The sequence below is a fragment of the Xenorhabdus griffiniae genome (assembly GCF_001028135.1).
Lineage (GTDB): Bacteria > Pseudomonadota > Gammaproteobacteria > Enterobacterales > Enterobacteriaceae > Xenorhabdus > Xenorhabdus bakwenae.
Genome location: NZ_LDNM01000220.1, coordinates 1 through 505 on the forward strand (window position 1 = coordinate 1; position 505 = coordinate 505).

Sequence of the window (505 nt, forward strand, 5' to 3'; positions counted from 1 at the left end):
CGTTAAAAGTTCAGTATGATTTATTTTTCCTACTGACGTTTTAGGTAATTTATCGATGGTAAGAAAATGTTTCGGTATTTCATAAGGCAATAATTCTTTATGACACAGGCTAACTAACTCATTGACTTTTGAATATTTATTTGATTTGGTTTCGATAACGGCGACAGGAATAGTATTAAGCCTAACATCGGGAACGCCTACTATTGCGGCCTCATTAACCCAAGGGTGAGTTTCCAGGAAATTCTTTATTTTTTCAGGCTGGATTTTAAATCCACCTCGTATAATCATGTTATCGGCGCGCCCTAATATCACGAGAATACCATCATCATCAATATTCGCTAATTCACTGGGACGGCTCTACCGGCACTTATTCTCCTTTGGGATCCTTCCGTCCGGGCTTACTTCTATGAAACCGGCTTGTCTAATGTGAAGTTCGTGTCCAAATTCGTTGGTTATTCTATGCTTTATTCCGGGGTATTCTTAGCCTGCACTACCTGATTTGAAG

1 protein-coding gene is annotated in these 505 nt (G+C 39.4%); it reads right to left on the bottom strand.

Features of this window, described 5'->3' with window-relative positions; genetic code table 11:
• Positions 1-312 (bottom strand): AMP-binding enzyme (locus AAY47_RS20210; protein WP_419177452.1); only part of this gene is annotated, 312 nt, incomplete at its 3' end.
• Between the last annotated feature and the right edge of the window lie 193 nt (positions 313-505).